The sequence below is a fragment of the Thiothrix nivea DSM 5205 genome (assembly GCF_000260135.1).
GTDB classification, from domain to species: domain Bacteria; phylum Pseudomonadota; class Gammaproteobacteria; order Thiotrichales; family Thiotrichaceae; genus Thiothrix; species Thiothrix nivea.
The window spans coordinates 1,356,754-1,373,973 of sequence record NZ_JH651384.1 but is presented as its reverse complement, the minus strand read 5'-3'; the positions used below and the strand labels follow the sequence as shown (position 1 = coordinate 1,373,973).

Annotated in this window: 20 protein-coding genes; 13 read left to right on the top strand and 7 right to left on the bottom strand. The window is 54.6% G+C overall.

The features are described 5' to 3' along the window. The first annotated feature begins 21 nt into the window (after positions 1 to 21). Positions 22 to 522: an Rrf2 family transcriptional regulator gene (locus THINI_RS07080; protein WP_002707949.1), complete on the top strand. Its 501-nt coding sequence runs from the start codon at positions 22 to 24 to the stop codon at positions 520 to 522. 119 nt (positions 523 to 641) lie between these two features. Here the strand turns inward: THINI_RS07080 and THINI_RS07075 are convergent, their stop codons facing one another. Together THINI_RS07075 and THINI_RS07070 are read right to left on the bottom strand one after the other, a co-directional pair. Beyond that, entirely contained in the window at positions 642 to 908 is a 267-nt protein-coding gene (locus THINI_RS07075; RefSeq protein ID WP_002707948.1) for a hypothetical protein, read from the bottom strand. 59 nt (positions 909 to 967) lie between these two features. Continuing rightward, on the bottom strand, positions 968 to 1,171 hold the full coding sequence (locus THINI_RS07070) for a type II toxin-antitoxin system VapB family antitoxin (RefSeq protein WP_002707947.1): 204 nt from the start codon (positions 1,169 to 1,171) through the stop codon (positions 968 to 970). Between THINI_RS07070 and THINI_RS25080 the strand changes: the two genes are divergently transcribed. Continuing rightward, positions 1,170 to 1,412, top strand: coding sequence for a hypothetical protein (locus tag THINI_RS25080; RefSeq protein ID WP_154724371.1), 243 nt, complete (start codon positions 1,170 to 1,172; stop codon positions 1,410 to 1,412). The two genes, THINI_RS07070 and THINI_RS25080, sit on opposite strands and share 2 nt — an antisense overlap. 550 nt (positions 1,413 to 1,962) lie before the next feature. On the opposite strand, the gene THINI_RS07065 is transcribed toward THINI_RS25080, so the two are convergent. The 3 genes from THINI_RS07065 to THINI_RS07055 form a co-directional block, all read right to left on the bottom strand. Beyond that, positions 1,963 to 2,628, bottom strand: a complete 666-nt coding sequence (locus tag THINI_RS07065; RefSeq protein ID WP_002707945.1) for a hypothetical protein — start codon at positions 2,626 to 2,628, stop codon at positions 1,963 to 1,965. A gap of 350 nt (positions 2,629 to 2,978) precedes the next feature. Beyond that, positions 2,979 to 3,578 carry a hypothetical protein gene (locus THINI_RS07060; protein ID WP_002707944.1) on the bottom strand — a complete coding sequence of 200 codons (600 nt, stop codon included), beginning with the start codon at positions 3,576 to 3,578 and terminating at the stop codon, positions 2,979 to 2,981. A 74-nt stretch (positions 3,579 to 3,652) separates the two neighbouring features. After that, complete coding sequence (locus THINI_RS07055; RefSeq protein ID WP_002707943.1) at positions 3,653 to 3,967, bottom strand: BolA family protein; 315 nt, start codon at positions 3,965 to 3,967, stop codon at positions 3,653 to 3,655. Between the two features lie 105 nt (positions 3,968 to 4,072). On the opposite strand from THINI_RS07055, the gene THINI_RS07050 reads away from it, so the two are divergent. The 8 genes from THINI_RS07050 (at position 4,073) to THINI_RS07015 (ending at position 12,887) form a co-directional block, all read left to right on the top strand. After that, on the top strand, positions 4,073 to 5,044 hold the full coding sequence (locus tag THINI_RS07050; protein ID WP_040840242.1) for an AAA family ATPase: 972 nt from the start codon (positions 4,073 to 4,075) through the stop codon (positions 5,042 to 5,044). After that, on the top strand, positions 5,044 to 6,015 hold the full coding sequence (locus THINI_RS07045; protein ID WP_002707941.1) for a DUF58 domain-containing protein: 972 nt from the start codon (positions 5,044 to 5,046) through the stop codon (positions 6,013 to 6,015). The genes THINI_RS07050 and THINI_RS07045 overlap by 1 nt, the downstream gene beginning before the upstream one ends. Beyond that, positions 6,012 to 6,488 carry a DUF4381 domain-containing protein gene (locus tag THINI_RS07040; protein ID WP_002707940.1) on the top strand — a complete coding sequence of 159 codons (477 nt, stop codon included), beginning with the start codon at positions 6,012 to 6,014 and terminating at the stop codon, positions 6,486 to 6,488. Before THINI_RS07045 ends, THINI_RS07040 begins: the two co-directional genes overlap by 4 nt. After that, positions 6,481 to 7,467 carry a vWA domain-containing protein gene (locus THINI_RS07035; protein ID WP_002707939.1) on the top strand — a complete coding sequence of 329 codons (987 nt, stop codon included), beginning with the start codon at positions 6,481 to 6,483 and terminating at the stop codon, positions 7,465 to 7,467. Before THINI_RS07040 ends, THINI_RS07035 begins: the two co-directional genes overlap by 8 nt. Positions 7,468 to 7,470: 3 nt before the next feature. Then, a complete protein-coding gene (locus THINI_RS07030; RefSeq protein ID WP_002707938.1) occupies positions 7,471 to 9,306 on the top strand; it encodes a VWA domain-containing protein in 1,836 nt (611 codons plus the stop codon). After that, positions 9,300 to 11,036, top strand: a complete 1,737-nt coding sequence (locus THINI_RS07025; RefSeq protein ID WP_002707937.1) for a BatD family protein — start codon at positions 9,300 to 9,302, stop codon at positions 11,034 to 11,036. Before THINI_RS07030 ends, THINI_RS07025 begins: the two co-directional genes overlap by 7 nt. Then, positions 11,037 to 11,948: an AEC family transporter gene (locus tag THINI_RS07020; protein ID WP_002707936.1), complete on the top strand. Its 912-nt coding sequence runs from the start codon at positions 11,037 to 11,039 to the stop codon at positions 11,946 to 11,948. It abuts the gene before it with no gap. A 72-nt stretch (positions 11,949 to 12,020) separates the two neighbouring features. After that, positions 12,021 to 12,887, top strand: coding sequence for an XAC2610-related protein (locus THINI_RS07015; RefSeq protein ID WP_002707935.1), 867 nt, complete (start codon positions 12,021 to 12,023; stop codon positions 12,885 to 12,887). 7 nt (positions 12,888 to 12,894) lie between these two features. Here THINI_RS07015 and THINI_RS07010 read toward each other — a convergent pair whose 3' ends face one another. Both THINI_RS07010 and THINI_RS07005 read right to left on the bottom strand, forming a co-directional pair. Then, complete coding sequence (locus THINI_RS07010; RefSeq protein ID WP_281054694.1) at positions 12,895 to 13,905, bottom strand: TrpB-like pyridoxal phosphate-dependent enzyme; 1,011 nt, start codon at positions 13,903 to 13,905, stop codon at positions 12,895 to 12,897. A gap of 50 nt (positions 13,906 to 13,955) precedes the next feature. Then, positions 13,956 to 14,474: a cache domain-containing protein gene (locus tag THINI_RS07005; protein ID WP_002707934.1), complete on the bottom strand. Its 519-nt coding sequence runs from the start codon at positions 14,472 to 14,474 to the stop codon at positions 13,956 to 13,958. 511 nt (positions 14,475 to 14,985) lie between these two features. Between THINI_RS07005 and THINI_RS07000 the strand changes: the two genes are divergently transcribed. From THINI_RS07000 to THINI_RS06990, 3 genes are all read left to right on the top strand, one after another. Beyond that, positions 14,986 to 15,642, top strand: a complete 657-nt coding sequence (locus THINI_RS07000) for a Tll0287-like domain-containing protein (protein ID WP_002707933.1) — start codon at positions 14,986 to 14,988, stop codon at positions 15,640 to 15,642. A gap of 114 nt (positions 15,643 to 15,756) precedes the next feature. Then, positions 15,757 to 16,461 carry a Crp/Fnr family transcriptional regulator gene (locus THINI_RS06995; protein WP_002707932.1) on the top strand — a complete coding sequence of 235 codons (705 nt, stop codon included), beginning with the start codon at positions 15,757 to 15,759 and terminating at the stop codon, positions 16,459 to 16,461. A 3-nt stretch (positions 16,462 to 16,464) separates the two neighbouring features. Next, complete coding sequence (locus tag THINI_RS06990) at positions 16,465 to 17,193, top strand: arginyltransferase (protein ID WP_002707931.1); 729 nt, start codon at positions 16,465 to 16,467, stop codon at positions 17,191 to 17,193. The last annotated feature ends 27 nt before the right edge of the window (positions 17,194 to 17,220 follow it).

The window sequence follows — 17,220 nt, the reverse complement described above, 5'->3', positions numbered from 1 at the left end:
ATGAATTTTCAGGAGACAGACATGAAACTATCCACACAAGGTCAACATGCCATCATGGGAATGCTGGCGTTGGCGGTTCACGAAGATGACGGTGCGGTGCGCCTGAGCGATCTGGCTGAAAAGCAGGGAATTTCGCTGTCCTATCTGGAACAGGTATTCGCCAGGTTGCGCAACGAAGGTCTGGTGGAAGGCATCCGTGGTCCGGGCGGCGGTTACCGCCTGAGCCGCCATGCCGAAGACATCACGCTGGCCGACATCGTGCTGGCGGCGGAAGACGAACCGGAAGTTGAACAACGGCGCAAACCTGCTGATTCAGTGGACCAGCATCTGGTGCAGCAGATGTGGGATGACCTGAGCGGTCAGTTTTACCGCTTCATGGAAAACATTACGCTGGACAGCCTGCTGGAAGGGCATGAATTGCCGCGCAAGACCTTCAAGATGGGGGAAACTGCCAGCATGATTGCAAGAATGTTCCCCGCGCGTGAACCAAAACCCGCTTTCGGCGCTCAAATAGCAATGTAAGTATTTTAAGTTGCTCTCAATGTCGCCCACGACTCCTCCGGGCGGCATCCCTCAGCGGGGTTGCCCTGAGCCAGCAGCCTCGCTTTTTTTAATGCGACTCCTGCCAGCCAATTCCTGATTCAGTTGCAATACCCCGTAGACGCCCAAAGCTGGGTTCCTGGTGACAGCAGTACAGCGGTCAGCAAGTGCAAATCCACATATCCAATACCTTTGCCCATCAACTGGCGCTGTTCCAGACAATACATGGCCTCGGCATGACTAGCTTGGATGATACCCGGCAGGTTTTGCCACAAGCGTAGCAGGGTTGGCCGGTTTTTCAGGCAACCACAGACCAATTCACCCCACACCACGGGATGCATACAAACTTGTGTTTGTTGCAACAGCAAGGCCAGTCATTCCTCTTTTTGCCGCAAGTGATCAATCCAGACCGAAGTATCGACCAGAATCACAGGGCTTCTTCCGTGGCTCTGCGGCGGGGTATTGCTTCCAGTTGTGGTTCGGAACCGCCCAGCAAGGCCAGCCGCTGCGCACTTTCGCGTTCAATCAGAGCTTTCAGGCTCTCGCGCAGTAACGTGGTTTTCCCGGCGATGCCGGTCAGTTCGATGGCGTGGTATAATAGTTCATCATCGAGGTTGAGGGTTGTGCGCATGGTGGTGTATCTGTCTGTATTATGTGGGCATCATTTTATGCAGAAATTGATGCAACAAGTAATTCTACCTGACTTAAAGAGCAGGAAAGCGATTTCCTTTCCAGAAGCATGTCGTGCTTGCTTGACGGTCAAAAATTCATCTATGGATGCTGCACTGGGCATCTTCTTCACGGAAACGGCACTGGTAAACTGGATCATTACCAAGTGTGATGTGGTGCTGTTTGTGTTGGGGATAGGCTAAAGCCAGCACGAATACATTTTGAAACATGTTTCACAGAAGCCCGGTATCTCCGGGCTTTCCCGGTTCGATGGGTATCAGCGCAGGGTGGAGTCAGTTTGCTGGCAGAGGAAGTTGTGCACGTTATGTATATAAATTTCTATACAATCTACGCAAAAACTCATTCACCTGTACAAGTTGTGATGAAAAAATAGGAGGGTTAACTATACGCAATGAACAGACGGAGGATTCACCTAAATCTTTAGTGGTGTTCATAAACATGCTTAGCGTCATGTTTTATCCGTCTTTTTCCATTCTTGCCCATTTTCTTCAAGACAACTTCGATAGCGAAAACAATTGCCACCCCTACTATTATGGGTAATGCAAGGTATAAACTGTCCATAATGGATTATCCATTATTACTTAATGTGTGAAGTAGTATAGGTCAGCCATCGCCAGCCATCAATATTTAATTGACGAACTGTTGGATTTCATGGAAAACGGGAACCCTGCTTCTTTGATGTAGCCAATTGATTTTAAAAGTTTCTTGGGGTTACGCAGGCAGTTCAGGTTTCTAAGGTGAGATTTTCTCCCGAAGTATTGTTTTTGCTTGCACTTGCAGGAAGATTGAGCCGTCAGTCCCACCTAAAGCATTAAAAATTGATTCAGACACTTCAAATGTTATGTCTGTACCTGATTGGTTTATAGATTTATTCTTATTGCTTATGCCTCTAAACTTGGAAAGCAGGTAAGGCTGGGAATCACCGTTCTCATTCTTGAGGATAATGAAGTATTTATGTTTTGCCCCGTCTTCAATCAGTTCTGAAAAATTACCACTACTTGCGTCATAATAAATGGTTGTTTGATCTTTATCTCTTTTGTCACTCTTTCTGATTTTAATATCTTTAAAACCGTTGGCAAGAAATGAGTTTGTGTGGGAACTTTGCGCTTCGGCGTCCATTGCTTTTATGTTTTTATCCACGGTTTCTAATCTTTGTATGATGTCTTTGTTTGTTGCGTCTACTTTGTTCTCAAATGTTGTGCTTTTTTCATGAATCTCATTACTTATTTTATTAATTTTCTCAGGAAGATCAAATACTTGGTTTACTTTTTCGAAAGCAAAAAATATCGTGAGTAGTGAGGCATAGAAACTGACAACCACACCTACAAATGTCTGTATGATGCGTAGTCCTATTTTCCAGTAATTAGTCCCATTTTGTTGTCCGTTTTCCAAAGCCACACACCTTCCTAGGGTAATCACACGTGCTATTTATTTTATCATGATGAAATTTGTAATTTCTTTATTACTTTAGGGGTGTGTATGTTTTATACCACCAGTAGTGTACCTGCCACGTTCCAATATTGGCTCAAACTCGACTAATTTTGTTGCTATCAATACCACCATTGATAGTGATTGCTGTCATGTAGGGAGGAGGCTATGTAATGGTGCATGGGTTGTGCTGGATGTTGTCAAGGCTACTGAACGGAGGAATCCAAACAAAACAGTAAAAGCCAAACGTGGGAGGTACTACAATTACCACCCACCCAGGGTTCGTGGTTAACAATTAACGGTTAGCCCCTCAGGAAGGACTAACCACCCGCCATCATCACTAGAATCCCAATAATCCTGCCTGCCTCACTGATGAAGTAGCTGTCTTTGTCTACGGAAACGGCATTGCCGGACAGTCTGAGGAATTTCCATTCATCACCAGTTGTGACCGCGCCATAAATATAGGGGTGCGGCTTGCCTTCCTGTTGGTTGAAAAGCTGCGCGGCGTACATTTCCGCAACACATTGCCCCAGCCCGGAAACAATGTTTTCGTTCTTGGCTTCCACTACGACAACAACGGGGCTATCCAGATAAAATTGTTCCGGTGAGCCGCCAATGATGTAGTCGCAATACCCAGCCAGCCCGCGTTCTTTGTCCACGGTGAAATCAATGCCGGAAAATAGGCTGATCCTGCCTTGCAATTGCTCTTTAACTTCCAACAGCAAGTTAATGATTAACAACTCAGAACGGGCTTTCTCGGTATTGATGGCCTGCGCCAGCGGCAGGTTGCGCGCCAGCGTCGCCTGCAATAACTGGCTGACAGCGACCGGCGGCACTGCCGCAAAAAGTGAATCACCCTCAACCAACTGTAAGCCAAAGCTGTCTTTCACTTTCTTTAAGGAAAAATCACTGTAAGCCATCTCGCTTGCCTCAACTTTTGCTCCCCCCTTTGCAAAAGGGGGAAGGGGGATTTATCTTCGGCAAGAATAGCACGTTAACCTTTCCCGCCACCCATGCACAACGGCGAATCCGCCACCTTGCCTGCTTTCTCGAAATACTCCTCCGGCGTCATGGTATGCAGCGCCAGCGCATGAATCTTCCCGTTCAGCTCTTCCGCCAGGATGCCATTGATCTGCCGATGCCGCGCAATCAGCATTTTCCCGTTGAACTGCCCGCTGACAACCGTCACCTTGAAATGCGACTCGGAGCCGGGCGGTACGTTGTGCATGTGGCTTTCGTTGATGACTTCGAGGAAATCAGGTTGCATGGCCTGCTGGATTTTCTGCTCAATCTGTGTCTGCATGTTCATGGATAAGGCTCTAAATGGGCTAATGGATTAACGATGATTAACTTGAAACGACCGGAACAGGGCGCGTATATTTCGCCCCACACTCACGTAAAATTACCCGCGAACATGAACCAAAAACAAAGTTTTGACAAGTTGTCCCAGTATTTGCAGAGCAAAATCATCGGGCAAAAATCGTTGATCAACCGTCTGATGATTGCCTTGCTGGCTGATGGGCATTTGCTGGTGGAGGGTGCGCCAGGGCTGGCGAAGACCCGTGCTATCCAGATGCTGGGGCAGGGCATTGAGGGGGATTTCCATCGCGTGCAGTTCACGCCGGATTTGCTGCCAGCCGATATTACTGGGACGGAAGTGTTCCACCCCAACGATGGTTCATTCCATTTTCAGAAAGGCCCGCTGTTCCACAACCTGATCTTGGCTGATGAAATCAACCGTGCGCCCGCCAAGGTGCAGTCCGCCCTACTGGAAGCGATGGCCGAGCGCCAGATCACGGTGGCTGGCACGACCTGGAAGTTGCCCGAACCTTTCCTGGTCATGGCAACCCAGAACCCGATCGAACAGGAAGGCACTTACCACCTGCCGGAGGCGCAACTCGACCGTTTCCTGATGCATGTGGTTGTTGATTACCCAACCCCAGCGGAAGAAAAAGTCATTCTGCACCTGGGGCGCAAGGAGGCCATGCAACAGGTACGGCACGAGCAGGAGACGATTGCCCCGTTGGTCAGCCGCGAAGATATCCGTCTCGCGCGCCAGGATGTGCTCAACATCTACATGGCAGAAAAAGTGGAAACCTATCTGCTGCAACTGGTAATGGCCACCCGCAACCCGGAACGCTACGGCAAGTCACTGGTTGGCAGCATCGCCTACGGTGGCAGCCCGCGCGCCACACTGGCGCTCGACCGCTGTTCCCGCGCTTATGCCTGGCTGGCCGGGCGTGATTTCGTCAGCCCAGAAGACGTGCAAGCCATCGCCCACGATGTGTTACGCCATCGCCTGCTGCTGACCTTCGAGGCGGAAGCTGACGGTATGACCTCCAACCACATTATCGACGAATTGCTGGCACTGGTGGCAGTACCCTGATGGCCGTACCGTTTGCCGGACGCCATACCCAAAGCAAGGTTGAAGGGGGCAGGGGGGGCGAAGGCATCATCTTCAGCTCCCTGCAATCCCTGCTGCGCTTGCAGGCGCAAGTCAGCACTTTGTATCTGGCGAAAAAGCACATCCGCGCCCGTCATGCCGGTCTGCACCGTTCGGTTTACAAAGGGCGTGGGATGGATTTCGCCGAATCGCGCATGTATCAGCCCGGCGACGACATCCGCACCATCGACTGGCGGGTGACGGCGCGCAGCGGGCGCGTCCACACCAAGGTATTCGAGGAAGAACGCGAAAAGCCGGTGCTGTTGTGGCTGGATTTGCGCCCCTCCATGTTTTTCGCCACCCGTGGCCGTTTCAAGTCGGTGCTGGCCGCCGAAACTGCCGCCCTGTTGCTGTGGAAAACCCTCAAGGATGGCGACCGCATTGGCGGCATCCTGCAAAACGGCGAACATGTGGAATTCAAGCCTTCCCGCAGCCGTTCTGCTGCCTTGCACTTCCTGCGCCAGTTGAGCGATATGACCCGCATCCAGCCGTTGGGGAAAAATGGCGTGGTTTACAGGGGCGAAGACCTGCAAACCAGCTGGACGCGCTTGCGCCGGGTTGCGCAGCCAGGCAGCCAGGTGTTTGTGCTGAGCGATTTCCGGCAGGCTACGCCCAATGCATTGCGCCAGTTGGCGATGATTGCGCGCCACTCGCAAGTGACTTTGCTTTCGATCCACGACCCGTTTGAGGAAACGCTGCCGCAACAGGGCAACCTGCGCCTGACCGATGGCAAGCGTAACCTGCTGCTCAGCTTGGGGCAAAGGCTCTGGCGCGATCGATATACCCAGCGTGCTACGCAGGCTGCCAAAACCCTGCTCGACTTCAGTCGTGGCCACCGCATTCCGCTGGTGCAGATTTCAACTGCCGATAATGACAACGAACGCCTGCTGAAACTGTCGCGGGGGCTGCGATGAATCCGGAAGACTTGCCACTGCACGACATCCATTTGCCTGACCCAGTTAGCTGGTGGCCACCTGCGCCGGGCTGGTGGGGATTGGCCTTGCTGATGCTGGCCGTGATTGCCTTCCTGTTCTGGAAGCGGTGGCGGCAGCAGCGTGGCGAAAAGTCACTGGATCTGGCTTTGCTTGAGCTGGAACGCTTGCAGGCCAAACATGGCGCGAATACGAAGGAATTGCTGCGCGAACTCTCTGTGTTGCTGCGCCGGGTTGCCATCAGCCGTTACGGGCGGCGGCAGGTATCCGGCCTGACCGGCAGTGCCTGGGTCAAATTTCTCGATGATAAAGTGGGGGAAAAACTGTTCAGCGGCAAATTGGAACACTTGCTGACGGAAATGCCTTACCGCCGGGAAACCCAGGCGGAAACATCCACTCTGGTGCTGGCTGTACGCTATTGGATCAGGATGCAGCGGGGGAAGGAACATGTATGAGTTCCTCTGGTGGTGGATGTTCCTGCTGTTGCCTGCGCCATTTCTGGTACGTTGGTTGCTGCAGCCGGTAAAACAGGCAAGTGCTGGCGTAGCGTTGAAAGTGCCGTTTCTGGACGATTTCCAGCAGGGTGGCAAGCTGTTGGGGCGTTCCTGGTATGGTTTGTTGGCGTTGCTGTTGGGAACGTTGGCTTGGCTAATGCTGGTCGTGGCGGCGGCGCGCCCGGTGTGGATTGGCGATACTGTGGCGATGCCGGTTTCCGGGCGTGACCTGATGCTGGCGGTTGACCTTTCAGGCAGTATGCAGGAGCAGGATTTCATCCTGAACGGCCAGGTGGTTGACCGGCTGACGGCGACCAAGGCGGTGGCAGGGGAATTCGTCCGCAAGCGTACCGGCGACCGGATCGGTTTGGTGCTGTTCGGCGATCAGGCTTACTTGCAGGCTCCACTGACCTTTGATCGCCAGACTGTGCTGCAATTGTTGAACGAATCCGCGATCGGGCTGGCGGGGGAGCGCACTGCGATTGGTGACGCCATCGGCCTTGCCCTTAAACGTCTGCAAGGCAGCCCGGAGAAAAACCGCGTCTTGATCCTGATGACTGACGGAGCCAATACCGCTGGTAGCGTCAGCCCACTGGAAGCGGCGGACATGGCGGCAGCTGCTGGCCTGAAAATTTATACGGTGGGTATTGGTTCGGAAAGTGACCAGATGCGCAGCATTTTCGGTTTTCAGTTAATGAACCCTGCCGCTGATCTGGATGAGCGCACCCTCAAGGCCATTGCCGAAAAAACCGGTGGACTGTATTTTCGCGCCCGTGACACCGAGGAGTTCCATAATATTTATGCCGAACTGGATCGGTTGGAACCCGTCGAAAAAGAAGCGGAACATTGGCGTCCGCAACAGGAACTGTTCCGCTGGCCCTTACTGGCGGCTTTCGTGCTGACTTTACTGACTGCCGTATTGCGGATAGAACGGGAGTAAGACGTGAACGACCTGCATTTTCTGCACCCTGAATGGCTCTGGCTACTGCTGCTGATACCGGCAGTTTGGGGTATGCGGTGGTTGCGTTCCCACCGACAGGGGGAATGGGAACGCATTGTCGACAAGCACCTGATGCCGTTCGTGCTCAGTGGTAAGGCAGGCAAGCAAAGCTGGCTGCCGCTGGTGCTGCTGTCGCTGGCTTTGCTGGTTGCCGTGATGGCGATGGCGGGGCCAGCCTGGGAAAAACGCGAAGTGCCGGTGTTCCGTAACCAGCAACCGCTGGTGGTAGCGATGGATTTTTCCACCTCGATGCTGGCTGAAGATGAAAAGCCCAACCGCATGACCCTGGCGCGTTTCAAGTTGCTCGATATCCTCAATGCCCGTCGGGATGCGCAGAATGGTCTGGTGGTGTTTGCTGGTGATGCCTTTACCGTTTCGCCGTTGACGGATGATGTCGCCACCATTGAGGAACAGGTGAAAAATCTGACTCCTGACATTATGCCCGCGCCGGGTAGCCTGCTGACGCCTGCCATCCAGCGTTCGGTCGAACTGCTCCAGCAAGCAGGGATGAAAAAAGGCAGCATCCTGTTGATTACCGATGGGGCCGCAGACGTATCCAGCGCAGTTTCGGCAGCGGATGAGGCATGGGGCAGTGGTTATAGCGTGTCAATCCTGGCGGTTGGCACGGCGGATGGCGCACCGGTGTCGCGCCCCAATGGTGGTTTCTTGCTCGACAGTTTTGGCAAGACCGTGGTTGCCAAGGTCAATGTGGATGATTTGCGGGACATCGCCAAGGCTGGCGGTGGGGTATTCGTGCAAGCGGCGTTGGGGGATGCTGACGTAACTGCCCTGAGTGAGGCGTGGAAAGCTGCTACTGATGGCAAGCTGAGTGATGCGCAGGGGCGGCAAACCGATGTGTGGGTGAATGAAGGCTACTGGCTGGTATTGCTGCTGTTGCCGCTGGCGGCGCTGGCTTTCCGGCGCGGCTGGCTGGGTATGGCGCTGGTTTGCGTGCTGCTGCCGCAACCGCAACCGTCCTATGCTTTCGGTTGGAATGACCTGTGGCAGACGCCCGACCAGCAGGCACAAACAGCGTTGGATAACGGGCAGCCTGCGCGTGCTGCCGAACTGTTCCAGAATCAGGAATGGAAAGGTGCTGCCGCTTACAAAAACAAGGATTACAAAACCGCTGCCGAGCAATACGCCAGCCAGCAGGACATCACCGGCCAGTACAACTACGGCAATGCCGAGGCAAGGCAGGGCAAGTTCCAGGAAGCCATTACCGCTTACAAGCGCGTACTCGAAGCCGACCCCAAGCATGAAGACGCCAAACACAATCTGGAAGTAGTGGAGCAGGCGCTGAAACAGCAGCAGGATCAACAGCAAAGCCAGTCTTCCAACCAGCAGCAGGACAAGGACAAGCAGGATCAGTCCGGCCAGCAACAGCAGCCCCATGCCGGTAACAACCAGCAACAGCAACAAGGCCAGCAGGGGCAGGACCAGCAGCAAAACAATGCCCAGGGTCAGCAACAGGATCAACAGCAAAACCAGCAATCCGGCCAGCAGGATCAGGACAAGAACAAGCAGCAACAGGACGCACAACAGCAGGCTGAACAGGAAAAACAACAGGGCAAGGAAGGCGGCGAAGACGGCCAAGACAAGCAGCCAGCCAGCCAGCAACCGCAACCCGGCGAGGAAGACCCGCAACAGCGTGAGCAGGATCAGGCTACGGAACAATGGCTACGGCGTATCCCCGACGACCCGTCAGGCTTGTGGCGTCGCAAATTCCAGTACCAGTACCAGCAGCATGGCGCACAGGCGAGAGGTGACGAATGGTAAGGTTGCTATTGATTGCACTATTGTGGTTTTCCCCGCTGTGGGCACAGGCCGCCACCATTATCGCGCAGCTTGACCGCAATCCGGTGGCACTGGGTGACCCGGTTGTTATCCAGTTCACCGCTACTGGCGTCACCTCGGGCGAACCGGATTTCTCCCCCTTGCAGCAGGATTTTGAAATCCGGGGTCGTTCCCAAAGCACCAGTTTCAGCTTCGTCAATGGGGTCAGCAGTGCCAATACGACCTGGGAACTGACCCTGCTACCGCTTAAGACCGGCACCATACCCATTCCGCCCATTGATTTCGGAGCCGACCAGAGCCAGGCGCTGGATTTGCAGGTGGTAGAGCAACCCACGCCCGCCACTGGCAATGCCCCCGACATCTTTATTGAACTGGAGGCTGAGCCGAAACAACCTTACGTGCAGCAGGAAACCGTCATCACTCAGCGCATGTACCACGTTTCGCCATTGCAGCCGCAAGCCAGCCTTAGCCACCCGCCGGTTGAAAGTGGCAAGGGTAGCATCCAGCAAATCGGTAGCACCCGCAATACCACCATCATGCGCAATGGCCGTAATTATCAGGTAATCGAGCGCCGTTACGCGCTGATCCCGCAGCAAAGCGGTGAGCTGACACTGGGGCGCACGGTGTTTGAAGGTATCCTCGCCGAGCCGGGGCCGAGCACCTATGACCCGTTTGGGCTTAGCGGCAAACGCATCCGCCGCTTTTCCCAGCCACTGACCTTGCAGGTACAGGGGCAACCCGTTGCTTATGCCGGCAAGCAATGGCTGCCAGCCCGCAGCATCACCCTCAACGCCCACTGGCAAATCCCGCCCGACAAGCTCAAGGCAGGCGAACCTGTCACCCTGACGTTGGCCATCGTTGCCGATGGGCTGGCAGCCGAACAACTGCCCAAGCTGGAAGTACAGGCCCCCACTGGCATCAAGGCATACACCGACCAGCCGGAACTGCGCAATGAAGCAGGCAACAGCGGCGTCATCGGCGTGCGCCAGGAAAAGTGGGTGGTGGTAGCCCCTTACAATGGCGAGTATGGATTCCCTGGTCTGTCAGTAGACTGGTGGAACACTACTAGCGGCAAGCAGGAAACCGCCAAGGTTGACCCCGTGAAACTGGTGGTGACTGGCGGGCAGGCTGCACCGGCCAACGCAACCTCGCAGACAACCGCTACCACCCAGCCGCAGGCTGCGGCCAAGCCTGACACAGCTGCCGGACAAACTGAAACTTCTGGAGAGTCAGGCTGGTTCTCATGGTTTTCGTGGGACTGGTATGCGATGGCTTTGCTGTTGATCTGGCTGGGCTTGACGGTAGCTTGGTTGGTATGGCGCTGGTGGAAAAAGTCCGGAGGGGTGTTGAAAAAGGCTGCGCAGATAGCCGCAACAGTGGTTCCCGGTAATGACCGCAAACCCGACGCGAAAGCCGTGCTGAAGAAGCTGGAGCAGGCTTGCCAGCAAAACAAGCCGCAAGCAGCCCACGATGCCTTGGTGCAATGGATGGATGTGGGTTTGGGCATCCACCCCGCCCTGATTTCCAGCTTGCGGGAACAGGCCAGCCCGAGCCTGCGGGCAGAAATCGATGCCCTGAATGCCGTCTTGTACGGGCGTAGCAGCGATGGCTGGAAAGGCACTGGCTTGTGGGGGTCTATCCAGGGTTTCAAACCTGCAACCCAAGGCCAGCACAAGGATACTGCCGGTTTGGCCAAACTTTACCCCGATTAAATGAGTCTGGTTCTGGCTGCCATCTTCCCCGTTTTTGCCTTGCTGGTACTGGGGAATGTGGCACGCCGCAGCGGTTTTCTGCCGGACAGTTTCTGGCAGGAGGCGGAAAAAGGCACTTACTACGTCCTGTTTCCTGCCTTGCTGGTCGGGCGGTTGGCAACTGCGGAGATGGATTTTGCCTCCGCCGGAACTGTCTTGCTGCTGGCTGCCCTGACGCCGCTGTTGGCATCGGTGCTGGCTTTCCTGGCAGCATCCTTGTTGCGCCTCAACGGGGCGGATTTCACCTCTTTCTATCAGGGCAGCATCCGTTTCAACACCTACATCGGGCTGGCGGTGGTGGCAGCGGCTTTTCCTGCATCAGCCCTTACGCTGGCGGCGATTGTGGTGGCGGTGATGATTCCGCTGGTGAATGTGTTGTGCATTGGCGTGTTTGCGTATTTTACTGCCGGGCAGATGCGCTTGCTGCCCTTGCTGGTATCCATCCTCAGAAACCCCCTGATCATGGCCAGTCTGTTGGGTATTGCGCTGAACCTGTTGCCGTTCGCTATCCCCGAAGTCGTGCTGAAGGTGCTGGAAAAGCTGGGGCAGATGGCTTTGCCAATGGGCTTGCTGGCGGTTGGGGCTGGCTTGCGGCTGCAAGCACTGCAAGCTTCCGGTGCGCCGCTGTTTGTGGCTTCCGTGGCCAAACTGCTGCTATTACCAGCATTGGTATTCGGCCTGTGTGCGTGGTGGCAGGTGGGTGAACTGGAACAGGCAGTGTTGGTGACGTTCGCGGCGTTGCCTACGGCGTCTTCGGCTTACATCCTTGCCCGCCAGCTGGGTGGCAATGCGGCGATGATGGCAGTGTTGATTACCGGTGAAACCCTGTTTGGGATGCTGACCCTGCCGCTGGTGCTGCTTGCCATTATCTGAGTGCAGTTGAACGATTCGGGATTTAGGAGTCTAATTTGCAAGACTGGCATTATTCAACGAGGTGAAAGCAACATGCACAGCATTTCCCGGGTCGGCATCATTCTACTGGGCATCAGCCTGCTTTCCCTGAATGCCGCAGCATTCACAACCCCCAAAGGTTACGCCAAATTGCCGGTCAGTTATTCGCCTGTTCCCAAGCTCAAAGTGCGTGTAGAGCAGCAGAAAAATGCCGTCATCGCCAAGTTGCCAAATGGCAAAACCCAGCTGCTGGGGGAAATGCCGGATGTGCCGGAAGGTAGCCAGGAAATAGATGGTTTGTTGTTACAGGATGATTTCAATTTCGACGGGCTGGGCGATGTCGCTGTGCTGGATGGGGTAGGGTATGGCGGGGTCAACCTGTTTTACCGCCTCTACCTGTGGGACAAAGCTGCTGGCACGTTTCAGGAATTCAAGGAAACCATCAGCAACCCAACTTTGACCAAGGAGACCAAGACCCTTAGCACTGGTCAGCGTTCCGGGCCGCGCTGGTACACGACAGATTACCGCTTCCGCAATAACAAGCCTTATGTTTATTCGGAAAGTGCGATGGTGGGCAGTGAAGGCGACCTGTATTTCGCCAAATTATACAATTCCGCCGGCAAGATTTTAAAAAAGGTCGTGGCGGAAACGCAAGACCCCTCCAGCATTGATGGAAAAACGCCAGCGGCAGTGCGCAAGATTGTCGTTGCCAAGGCTCCGCTGTATGACAAGCCGGATGCGGACAGCAAAACCAGGATGTACCTGATCAAGGGTGACAAACCCACACTGCTGGATTATCGGGAAAACGAGGACGGTTCCGAATGGTTCCTGATCCGATTCAACGGCAAAAAACGGGTAGAAAAATGGGTGGAATGGAGCGCCTTTGAAGCGGAGGAGTCCGCCCCAAAGGGAACCCACTGAATGAGGTTTAACCCACCTTTGGCAAATGCGCTAACGACTCCTTGATGGCTTCTTCCGGGTAGTCGAAGTCGGTTAACTCACCTTGCAGATAGCGATCATATGCAGTCATGTCGAAATGGCCGTGGCCGGATAGGTTGAACAACAGGGTTTTGCTTTCGCCGGTCTGGGCGCAGTTTTTGGCTTCACGGATGGCGGCAGCAACGGCGTGGGTCGATTCCGGTGCGGGGATAATGCCTTCGCACTTGGCGAACATGATGCCTGCGGCGAAGGTTTCCAGCTGTGGTACGGCTACTGCATCCACCAGTCCTTCCTGGTGTAGCTGGCTGACCAGTGGGGAATCACCGTGGTAGCGTAAGCCGCCCGCATGAATGCCGGGTGGCATGAAGTCGTGGCCGAGGGTAAACATTTTCATTAGCGGGGTATAGCCCGCCACATCACCAAAATCATACGCATACACGCCCTTGGTCAGGGTTGGGCAGGAAGTTGGCTCGACCGCGACCAGTTTCACATCCTTGCCTGCGGCCTTGTCGGCGAAGAACGGGAAGGCGATGCCACCGAAGTTGGAGCCGCCACCACACGGGGCGAAAATCATGTCGGGGTAATCGCCGACCATTTCCAATTGCTTGCGTGCTTCCTGGCCGATGATGGTTTGGTGCAGCAGCACATGGTTGAGCACGGAACCGAGCGCATAGTTGGTGTCGGCGCGGCTGGCGGCTTCTTCTACGGCTTCGGAAATGGCGATGCCGAGTGAGCCTTCGGAATCCGGGTGGGCGGCGAGAATGGCGCGGCCAGAGTTGGTCATGTCGGTGGGGCTGGCGAACACTTCCGCGCCCCAGGTTTGCATCATGGAGCGACGGTAGGGCTTTTGCTGGTAACTGATTTTCACCATGTAGACACGCACGTCGAGGCCGAACATTTGCCCCGCCAGTGCCAGTGAACTGCCCCACTGGCCAGCGCCGGTTTCGGTGGCCAGGCGCTTGATGCCCGCTTGCTGGTTCGATTGTTCACAGGGGAACAGGAGGCTGCTTGCGAGGCAGCCCCCTGTTTGTTATCAAGGGTTAGTCGGAATTATTGACCAGCCGCGGGTGGCGCTGCTGGAGCCGCACCATCAGCAGGGGCCGCTGCGCTGTCAGCAGCGTATGCACCCACGCCGCAGAAGAAGCCTTTATCATTCTTGATGATGTAGCTTTTCTTCTCTTTCAAATCTTCAGTGCCGGGATACGGCCAGTTGTATGCAACCCAGCCCTTGCCGTCGGTTTCAGCCAGCTTGATCATGTTGTCAAACAGCTTGTCACCGTATTTGTCGAAGTCACGCAGATTCTGCCCAACCAGTTCCGGCTTTTTGGGGTGTGACAGCATCTTGCCTTCCATGTCCATGCAGAACACATACAGATCCTTCTGTTGGAAGTCGCCTTCTTTGCCAAAGGTATCGAAAGCGGCTTCACCATCCTTGTTGACCAGCTCAGCGGCAGATTCACTCATTGCCTGTGCTTCCGCTTCAGTACCCATGGCTGGGGCATCGTCAGCAAATACGTTCAGGCTAAAAGCAATCAGGGTTGCGCCAAAAATGGATGTTAATTTGTTCATTTGGGGTCATTCCTCTCAATGTTTGATTCTCCTCCCTCACCCCATGCTGTTGCTGAATGGAGCGAGGTTTCTCTTCGGGGCATTTCATCAAAATGCATTGAATATTGTAGGACAAAAGCAGTAAAATTTGTTAATAAATTGAGCGAATTTTTTTATATTGTCGACAAAATCAATCTTTGAATGCAGGTTGTGTGCAGTTTGTCAGTAAATTTTGCGTAAATTGCATATTTTTTAGAACCTGTTCATAATTTTCTTCACTGCTAGACGCAGTGTTTTTTTGGTCAAGCGATGAAGACTCGCAACCCCTACCCCAACGACAGCCCGCTTCGGGCAGGTATATTTTTGTGGTTATGAACTCCCCCATTATTTTCATGCGGGGTGAAGGGTTTATAGGCTCACTTTGCGCCCACTCGGTGCAATGGGTAAGCCAGGCTTTGACATATCCCAATGTAATGCTCTTCATCGTGTGGCAGTTTCTCTTACGAGTTTGTAGAGCACAAAGGAACTGATAATGAAAAAACACGTATTGATGATCAGCCTCTCAGCCTTGTTGGCCGCGTGTGGCGCAGAAAAACAGGCGGAAGCACCTAAAACCGAACAACAGGCAGCCGCCCCGGCAGAGCAAGCCATGCAACAGGCATCGGCAGAACAGGGGGCTGTACCGGCTGTTGACAAGGCTGCGCTGGCCGAAGAAGCCAAAGCCGCAGTGCAGGCACTCGGTGGTACTTTGAAAGGTGAACTGGAAACCGCGATGAAAGCGGGTGGCCCAGTGGAGGCGCTGGATGTTTGCCATACCCGTGCCCCTGAAATTGCCAAGGCCGTTTCCGCCGACAAAGGGATGCAGGTCAGCCGCGTCAGCCTGAAAAACCGTAATCCTGTCATGGGCGCACCCAACGAATGGCAAACCCAGGTACTGAATGAGTTTGAAACCCGCAAGGCGGCAGGCGAAGACCCGGCAGCACTGGCTTATGCGGAAGTGGCGGGCAATGAATTCCGTTTCATGAAAGCTATCCCGACCGGCGCGGTTTGCCTGAAATGCCATGGAACCGAGATCAGCCCGGAAGTTTCCGCCAAACTGACCGAGCTGTACCCTGATGACAAAGCGACCGGTTTCAAGGAAGGCGACTTGCGCGGCGCGTTCGTCGTCGTGAAAAATCTCGCGCCCTGACACTGGCTATTTGCCATACCCTTTCCTTACACTTAGGCTTTGTCCTGCGCGGTTGAACGCAGTAATATCCTCTGTTGGGGGTGTTCGCCGGTAGAAACAAGCTAAGGAGAGGGTATGTCAAACATCAAGGGCAGGGGACACTGCCAATCCTGTCAAATCAGGCATCTGAGCATTTTCGCCCAGTTGCCGATTAACAGGTTGGTTGAAATACAGGCGTTCCAGCCTTCGGTCGTCATCTACGCTGTTGACGAAACCATTTATCACCAAGGCGACGCTTCCTTAAACGCCTTCACCCTGCGCAAGGGATTGGTCAAGCTGATCAAGACACTACCCAATGGCCGCACGCAGATCGTGCGCGTGCTGCGTACCGGCGACCTGTTCGGTTTTGATGGTTTCGCCGGTGAATCCTACAACCATACTGCCATTCCCTTGAGTGAAATTGAGGTTTGCCGTTTGCCCTTGGGCGAGTTGGCAGAACTGAAGAAGCAAAACCCTGAAATCGAGAACACCATGATGCGGCGCTGGATTCAGCACTTGCGCGAAGCCGAGGACATGATGCTGGAGCTGGGGGCCAAGAAGGCTGCCGAGCGCCTGGCCTCTTTCCTGATCCGCTGGTGTGAAAACAGCAACGGCGGCTGGTCACCCTTGCCGCTCTCGCGCGGGGAAATCGGTGAGTTGCTGGGTCTGACCATCGAAACCGTCAGCCGTTTTCTGTCTGATTGGAAACGCCAAGGCTACATCAACGAGCAGCGCGGCAGCATCCAGATCGAGGATATTGACGGGTTGCGCAAGGCAGCCTGTTCCAGCGGGAGCTGTTGATCCATGAACCGGATGTCGGCGGAAGCAAGCCTGAACCTGTATATCACTGCCGTGCATCCTTGCCCTTACCTCCCCGAACGGCAGGCCATGAACCTGCTGGTCGACCCTTGTTACCGCATGACCGCCGACCTGTATGCGCGCTTGCTGGAAAGCGGCTTCCGCCGCAGCGGGGCAGATGTCTACCGGCCACATTGCAAGGGTTGCAGTTCCTGCGTTTCCACCCGCATTGCCGTGCAGGGTTTCATGCCCAACCGTTCCCAGCGGCGTAACCTCAAGCGTAACAGTGATTTGAGCGTGGTCGTCAATCGGACGGGTTTCAAGCCGGAATACGACGACCTGTACCGGCGCTATATCAACCAGCGTCATGCCGGGGGTGGGATGGATTCTGATAGTACTGCCACTTTCGCCAGCTTCCTGCTGACGCATTGGTGCAATACCGTGCTGGTGGAGTTCTGGGATGGTCCCCGGTTGTTGGCAGTGGCAGCGGTGGATGAGTTGAAAGACAGCCTTTCGTCGGTCTACACCTTTTTTGCCCCGGAGGAAGGTGAGCAGCGCGGCTTGGGCGTCTATGCTGTCCTGTGGCAGATTGGGCAGGCGCAACGGCTCGGGTTGGCGTATGTCTACCCTGGCTACTGGATTGCCGAGTCCCCCAAGATGCGTTACAAGACTTGTTTTCAGCCAATTGAAGGCTTGCTGAATGGCAACTGGAGCCACCTGCCCGCTAAAATATAAGCAGTAATGTAACTACTCAGTTCCCTA